A 7517-nucleotide genomic window follows, 5' to 3' on the forward strand; every position below is an offset into this window, starting at 1 on the left:
TATCTACAACTATCTTTTTTAACCTTTTTTTAAATTATTTCTTAATCTCATAATTATCAATCTTTTAATCATTCATATAATCAGAAAAAACTCATGAGAAATGCATAAATTATCGTTTTAGACATCTATTATACCTCTCCTTAATATATTCTATCAAAAAATCTCCCGATTTAATGATACATATTGCAGTCTCCAACTTCATCAAAACTAAAACATTTCTAAGTTCATCTATAAAATATAGGTAGACGATAATTTTGAAATCAAAAACATCACGAACTCAAAATCAATACATCTTACGACATATATTAATAAGGTAGGAAGTATTTAAATACATCAACAGATAGATAAGAGGATTATAAAACATCATCAAACAATAAAATGTTGTTAGTTTGGTGAAACAAATATAAAATCATTAAAAAAAGCAATAAAACCGGATTGTTAACTAGATAACCAAATTATAGTGATTTCTAGAACTGAAAATTATTGTGACAACTCATAACCTATCTATTAAGTAAAACGCAAAGCCATACTTTAGTAAACGTACTTAGAAGGTAAACTTTAGAATATAATCTATAAAAAACTTCTTTTACAATATCTGGCTCTTAAAGAATTATCCAGCTATATTAAAATATTCAGTTTTACAACATCAAGAAAAAGACAACACAATTTTAAGTATTCGTACATAGCCTCTAATTTTTTTAACTGAAAAGGAATAAACTATTAATAATTTATTCCTTTTTTGTGCAAACATTACAAGTACCTTCTGCTAAAATATTTAATTCCTCAACATTTATATATTGTTTTAAAGAATTTATATATTCTAAAGGTAACCTAATAATGTTGTTACATAATTTGCATTTAAAATAAGAATGGTGTGTATATTTTTTTAAATGGTGATTGAAAATGTAATTGATTTCTTTTTTTGAGTCAAAAATTTTATATAAAATATTTTTTTCAGAAAACGAATACAGCATTCTATACAAACTCACGCGATCTATTTTATTTTTAAATTTTTTTTCTAAATGAGCGAATGTTAAAGCTTTATCAGATTGCCTAAAACAATCTAACACTTCACACCTATGAGAAGTAACCCGTAAAGAATGTTGCTTTAAAACCTCCCTACTCATCATTTTATTATTTAGAATTTATCTGTTAAAAAATTATCTTATCACTGGCCATTGGTCATTTTGGGAAAACAAATCCTTTTTCCACAACTCTATTTCTTCATCGGTAAGCAAACATTGGTTTAATTGATTCCTAATAAGTTCTTTGTTTATATTTTGTCCTATAAAAACCAACTCAATTTTTCGATCTCCAAAAACGGCATCCCAATCAGATTCTATTTGTGCTGTATTTTCATTAAAAGCAGCATAATTAATACGTTCGCTGTAAGGCATAGACGACCACCAAACACCAGCGTTATCTGCTTTTACAGATCCACCAGCGGTACTCCACAACAAAGCTTGATGTGATCTTGATGCCATCCAAAACAAACCTTTACTTCTAATTATATTAACAGGAAAATCATTGTTTAGATAACTTAAGAAACGTTCTGGATGAAAAGGTTTTTTACTTTTAAACACCAAAGAACCAATTCCGTATTCTTCGGTTTCTGGAGTATGTTCATTTTCCAATTCTTTAATCCATCCAGCAGAAGCTTCTGCTTTTTCATAATCAAACATTTTAGTGTTCATTACTTGATGTATATCTACATTGGAATTGCTTGTTTTTATAATAGTAGCTTCAGGATTTAACTTGTGAATTACAGCACATAATTCCTCCAAATCATCAGGACTCACCAAATCCATTTTATTAATAGTGATAACATTGGCAAACTCTATTTGATCGGTCAATAAATTTACAATGGTTCTGTTGTCTCCCTCAATATCTGTAAGTTCTCTAGTTGCTAAATAATCTGAACTAGAAAAATCTCTAAAAAAGTTAAAAGCATCTACCACTGTTACCATGGTATCTATATAACTAAATCTGCTTAAATCTATGGTTCCATCTTCGCTTTCAAAACTAAACGTTTGAGCTACCGGAATAGGTTCACTAATTCCCGTACTTTCTATCAGTAAATAATCAAATTTGTTTTGAGAAGCTAGTTTTTCTACCTCTATCATTAAATCTTCTCGCAAAGTACAGCAAATACAACCATTAGACATTTCCACCAACTTTTCTTCGGTTCTAGAAAGTGTGTTTTCATTGTCTATAAATTGAGCATCAATATTTACTTCACTCATATCATTTACAATAACGGCTACTTTTAAGCCTTGTTTGTTATGTAAAATATGATTTAATAAGGTGGTTTTTCCAGCTCCTAGAAAACCACTTAATACAGTTACGGGTAATTTTTTCATTTCTATAATGATGTTTTATTCCACAATTTTAATATCTATGGAAGTTCTACTCTGCCATCCTGTTTGGTCTGTAACAGAATAAGCACAATGGTAGTCTCCTGTATCAATATCATCAGGGATGGTTACTTCGATTTGGATTTCGTATACTTTTACATCTTCCTCATTTATCTGAAAATTCTCCAAATATACCAATGGGTTTACTGCTGTTTTTATCTGTTCTAAATCGCAAACAGCTCCTTGATCATCATGAGTGTGATGGTCAAAATTATGATGTAGATTTAAACTGTATGCTGCCAAAGCTACATTGTCTGTTACTTGTGCTCTAAACGTATAGGTGTTTCCTCTTTGCAATTCTGAACAACCTTGAGGAAATCCATCTGTATAGTTTACGCTGATAGTCGGTTTTTCTAAATCCTTTTCTAGATCATTATCACCAGTACAAGCTCCAAACATGAAGATATTCGCAAGTATTATCAAAGTTTTTTTTAAATAGCTCATGGGGTTATCTTTAAAAAAAGTGGCTGTTACTAGTAATGAACAGCCACTTCTATAAGTTATTATTCAGTAATATCTAGGTGAGTTTCGTACTCAGCAGTATTTCCATCCTCATCTTCTACGGTAAAAGTCACGTGGTATTCCCCAGCAGGAGCAGTTGCAGGAATGTCTATATGTTCATGGAATTCAACGTCTGTTTGTTCGTGGTAACCCTCTTCAAACTCTAGCTCAAGATCCAATTCTTCTTCTCCCTCACCTACTGTTAATCCGTGTGCATGAATATCTACTGTAATATTGTGAATTCCATTTACAGCAGCAATCATAAATTCTACGTGAATGTCATTTCCTCTCACTACAGTTTCATCAATATCAAAATCACTAATGGTTACAGGATCTAAAATATCAATATGTCCTTCCACTTCTGTAGAATTTCCTAACTCATCAGTAACCACTAATTCCACATGATATTCCCCTGCAGGTGCATTGGCTGGAATGTCTATATGTTCGTGAAAAGTTGGGTTGATGACTAAGTAACTAGCATCTGTAAACACTTGTTCAAAATCCCATTCTTCTTCTCCTTCACCCACTTCTAAATCGTGAGCATGTATAGATACTGTAATACTTTTTACTGTAGCTTCTGCATTAATTTCTGCTTCTAAATGTAAATCACTTCCTTTATAAGCGTATGCTTCTTCTTCATGATCACCTCCATCATCGTCATGATGACCTTCTCCATATTCGAAATCAGAAATAACTGGAGCGTTTGCAACTGAATCATCATCTTCACTACAAGACTGTAATGAGAAAGCCATGAATGCGGCCATCGCTAAAAATTTAAAACTTGATTTTACTGTAATTGTTTTCATTTTGATTGATTTTAATTAATAATTATTTATTTATATTGGTATTGTTAACGATATTGAAAAGTTTCTTCCCGCTTCTGGAACGTCTATTAAGCGATAAAAACTAGTGTGATTAAAGTATTTGGTATCAAATACATTGTTGATTTTTGCCTTTAATTTTACAGGTTGATTTCCTTTTACTAAATGAAGGTTGGCAAACCATGATAAATTCATGACCTGATATCCTTCTGTTTCTTCCTCTGGAGGTACAATTTCTTTTTGAGTGGCCGTTATTTTATAATCTACAGACAGTTGTGGTTGTGTTATCACAGACAAGTCTTTAAACTGATAACTTGCCGTAAATAATCCTGATAAAGGAGGTGAAAAAGGCAAGGTAAATCCTTTTTTGTCTCCACTAGTTTGTCTAGAATACACGTACTCTGCTGAGGCTTGTAGATTTAACTTTTTAAATAAAGTTGTTTCTGCTTTTACTTCTCCTCCAAACCTAAAAACCTTGGCTTGTGTGTATTCGTAAATCTGTAAAACACCTTCGTAATAAGGTGTTGGATTTAAATAAATGTAGTTATCAAAATAGTTTACAAAAGGACTGATGTTTAATTGAAACCATTGATTGGTATGATTAAATTCTACATCTACTTGATACGAAGATTCCGGTTGTAAATTAAGATTACCTCGTTCGTAACGATACATGTGATAATTTACTCCATCAGAAGCCAGTTCATTGGCCAAAGGCATTCTAAAACTTTTTCCAAAATTGATTTTATAACTGGTCTTTCCATGAATATAACTCAACCCAATAGCTCCACTAAAATTGCTAAAATCTAAAGTTTTGTCTAAAGATCTTTGTAAGTATACTTGAGACGTACTTCCATCATTATTAGTCACGGAAGATTGAAACCAATCATAATAAGCTTTGGTTTTCATGAGTCCAAAATCATAACGAAGCCCAGACATCAAATGTAAATTATGATTGATTTCTAGTTGATGATAAGCAAACGCTCCCACTGTAGTACGTTGATATTCTGGAATTAAAAATCCCCAACCTCCAATGTTATTTTGTTGATGTTCTAGATTGATTCCCGTTACAAAGTGATTTTGTGGGTTGATATCAAAATCATCTTTGATATTTAGACTATACGTGTTTTTAAGAAATGTACGTTCTTGACTGTCTTCTGGAGTAGGCATATATCCATGCGGAACAGGTTCTGAATGTTCTTCTCTGGCATTGTTCTGAAAACCTACATCCATTAAAAGCGTGTGCTTGTTTAGCTTAATTTTAGTATTGTTGGTAATTTTAAAATGATTGACTTTATGATAAGGCAAATCAACATCTCTATTGTCGCTATCATAATCAATACTAGAATTTCTCACCTCTAAACCATGCGCATTGGCAAAAAAACCATTTTTGGCATTTACGTTGCTAAAAGTAGTTTCGGTACTAATGTTATTTTTAATATAACCCAAACTAATACTTGCATCTGCTTCTTTTCCTGCTGTGTTTCTTAAGTTGTTATCGTGTAACTCAAAAATGTAGTTTTCGTAATTAATTTTATCTGTAGGAACTTTGTAATCTCCGTAATCTCTGTAAGTCAATCGTCCAGTATAAAACCAATGTTCTTTTCTTGATTTTACACCTGCAGAAATTCCTAACAAATCATTATTGCTTTCACCCAACAAGTTTACTTCTCCGCCAAAAGAATGCTTAGCTGGTGTTTTTGCTTGTTTGATGTCTACAACTCCGGCAATAGCATCAGAACCATACATTAATGAGGCAGGTCCTTTTATAATACTTACTTCTTCCACACCATATTGATCTATCTCCAATCCGTGATCATTCCCCCATTGTTGCGCTTCGTGCTTTACACCATTTTGGATCACTACTACTCTATTAAAACCCAATCCTCTAATCACTGGTTTAGATTGACCTGATCCAATGTTAATAGTACTTACTCCTGGAATTTTTTCTAGGGTTTGCATTAAACTATTCTCTCTATTATTTTCTAAAAATGTTTTAGAAACAAGCGTAGCAACCATAGGGTGTTCCATTGCTTTTCTTTGTTCAGTTTTACCATAAAGATTTATTTCGGCAAGTGTGTTGATTTTTTCATTCAATAAAATCTTAATATTATTATCTTCTAAATTGTCGGTTACATGAATGGTTTCTGGAGCATAACTCATATGAGATACTGTAAAAACACAATTATCTTTGTTAGGGTTTGTTAACACAAAAGTTCCTGTTTTAGAGGAAATAGCAAACAAACCTTTTCCCATAATAGTAGCTCCCTCAATAGGCTGTAATGTTTTGGCATTTAACACTACTCCTTTTATATTTTCGGGAGCATGTTGTGCCATAGCAATAGAACAAAGGCTAAAAAACCAAATGCTCAATATTTTAAAATACATATGTAAAATACTATAGATTTATAAAACCCTTAGTAGAAGGGTATAAAGAGAGTACTAGTGATTTTTATAAAAATCGCCTCATTAAGTGCTTAGTTACTTAACATCTATAAATAAACCTTATTTGGTTTTATAGATGCTAACAACAAACAAGTTGTACTGTACAAAAATTATGATAATATAAAAGGTGGTGGTCTAGAGAAAAGTTGATTTACAGGTATAGAACTTAATACAATAAAGTTGTTGCAACCAATGACATCGTTGTACAAATACAATTCTTGTTGTTCTATTTTGTATTCTTGAATAGAAGTATCTAAAATTGGTGTTAAATTATGTACCACTGTATGCTCACAAACCAAACAAGTGGTAGTGTCATCATCTTGTTCATCAGCATGAAAAAAAGCATGTAATCCTGCCATTTTCACCGAAAGGAAAAGGAACAAGAACAAGAATGTAATGCTATTTTTAATAGTACTGAATTTCATTTATTTAACTAATCAAAACTTTAGATCTATAATCTATTTAAAATTTATGTTTATTACAAAAGCTTTATTCTTAATAAGAAAATCAAAAAAATACACTACTCGTATTATTGTGTGCTCTAAGACTTTTATAAATCGCCTCCCAATTAAAGCAATATAGTCGCAATAATCGTTTTGCAAACCTATTATATTTTTTATAATATTGCAATAGAATCGCAATAATTATTGCAACAATATCGCATTACATGAAAAGAAGAAATACTCCAACGACAGAAGCTGTTTTGAATGTTTTAAAAAAAACAGGAAAAGCCATGAGTCAAGATGCGATTGAACAAAAAATAGAAATTGAAATAAATAGAGCTACAATTTATCGCGTTTTAAATCGTTTTTGTGAAGATGGAATATTGCACAAGGTTGTGGCTGAAGATAGTAAACAATACTTTGCATTGTGCCTTGAATGTGATAAAAATCAAGAATCTATACATCATTTTCACTTTAGATGTATAAAATGTGAAACCATAGAATGCTTACCTGGTGAAGTAAATTTCTCCATTCCTGATAAGTATAAAGTAAAAAATGTTAATTGTGTTTTAACAGGTACTTGTGATGAATGTTCATAAAACAACTATATATAATTGCATCTCCTGATGCTACGTTTTGAGTATACAACCAAGTAAATAATGAATAAGTGTTTGATGATACCATAATAATCGTCTTTTGTAGTGAAACATTTAGACGAAAGTCAAATCAAACTAATAGTATCTTTTCAAGGTAAAGAGGTTAGTATCTTTATAGTTTAAATCGTACTAACCGAATTACTGACCTAATATGGATCAAGTTCAAAAGTTGTGTGTGAATTAGGATAGCATTAATTTAGGAGTTTTTAAACTGACTTATATTGGAACTATCCTCAGACT

At 31.2% G+C, this 7517-nt stretch carries 7 protein-coding genes; 1 reads left to right on the forward strand and 6 read right to left on the reverse strand.

Going from position 1 to position 7517, the window contains the following annotated elements; genetic code table 11:
- Positions 1 to 728: 728 nt before the first annotated feature.
- From Q4548_RS17250 to Q4548_RS16315, 6 genes are all read right to left on the reverse strand, one after another.
- Positions 729 to 1130: a Fur family transcriptional regulator gene (locus tag Q4548_RS17250; protein WP_369281303.1), complete on the reverse strand. Its 402-nt coding sequence runs from the start codon at positions 1128 to 1130 to the stop codon at positions 729 to 731.
- Between the two features lie 30 nt (positions 1131 to 1160).
- Complete coding sequence (locus Q4548_RS16295) at positions 1161 to 2360, reverse strand: GTP-binding protein (RefSeq protein WP_303456993.1); 1200 nt, start codon at positions 2358 to 2360, stop codon at positions 1161 to 1163.
- A 15-nt stretch (positions 2361 to 2375) separates the two neighbouring features.
- Positions 2376 to 2858 carry a DUF4625 domain-containing protein gene (locus Q4548_RS16300; RefSeq protein ID WP_303456995.1) on the reverse strand — a complete coding sequence of 161 codons (483 nt, stop codon included), beginning with the start codon at positions 2856 to 2858 and terminating at the stop codon, positions 2376 to 2378.
- A gap of 59 nt (positions 2859 to 2917) precedes the next feature.
- Complete coding sequence (locus Q4548_RS16305; RefSeq protein ID WP_303456998.1) at positions 2918 to 3721, reverse strand: DUF4625 domain-containing protein; 804 nt, start codon at positions 3719 to 3721, stop codon at positions 2918 to 2920.
- A 30-nt stretch (positions 3722 to 3751) separates the two neighbouring features.
- Positions 3752 to 6121 carry a TonB-dependent receptor domain-containing protein gene (locus tag Q4548_RS16310; RefSeq protein ID WP_303457001.1) on the reverse strand — a complete coding sequence of 790 codons (2370 nt, stop codon included), beginning with the start codon at positions 6119 to 6121 and terminating at the stop codon, positions 3752 to 3754.
- Positions 6122 to 6288: 167 nt separating this feature from the next.
- Complete coding sequence (locus tag Q4548_RS16315; RefSeq protein WP_303457004.1) at positions 6289 to 6603, reverse strand: hypothetical protein; 315 nt, start codon at positions 6601 to 6603, stop codon at positions 6289 to 6291.
- 242 nt (positions 6604 to 6845) lie between these two features.
- Here Q4548_RS16315 and Q4548_RS16320 point away from each other — a divergent pair, with 242 nt between their 5' ends.
- The gene (locus tag Q4548_RS16320) at positions 6846 to 7220 is read left to right on the forward strand and encodes a Fur family transcriptional regulator (RefSeq protein ID WP_303457007.1); all 375 of its coding nucleotides are present in this window, start codon (positions 6846 to 6848) and stop codon (positions 7218 to 7220) included.
- The last annotated feature ends 297 nt before the right edge of the window (positions 7221 to 7517 follow it).

The sequence above is a fragment of the Wenyingzhuangia sp. 2_MG-2023 genome (genome assembly GCF_030548295.1).
In the GTDB taxonomy this organism is placed as follows: Bacteria; Bacteroidota; Bacteroidia; order Flavobacteriales; family Flavobacteriaceae; genus Wenyingzhuangia.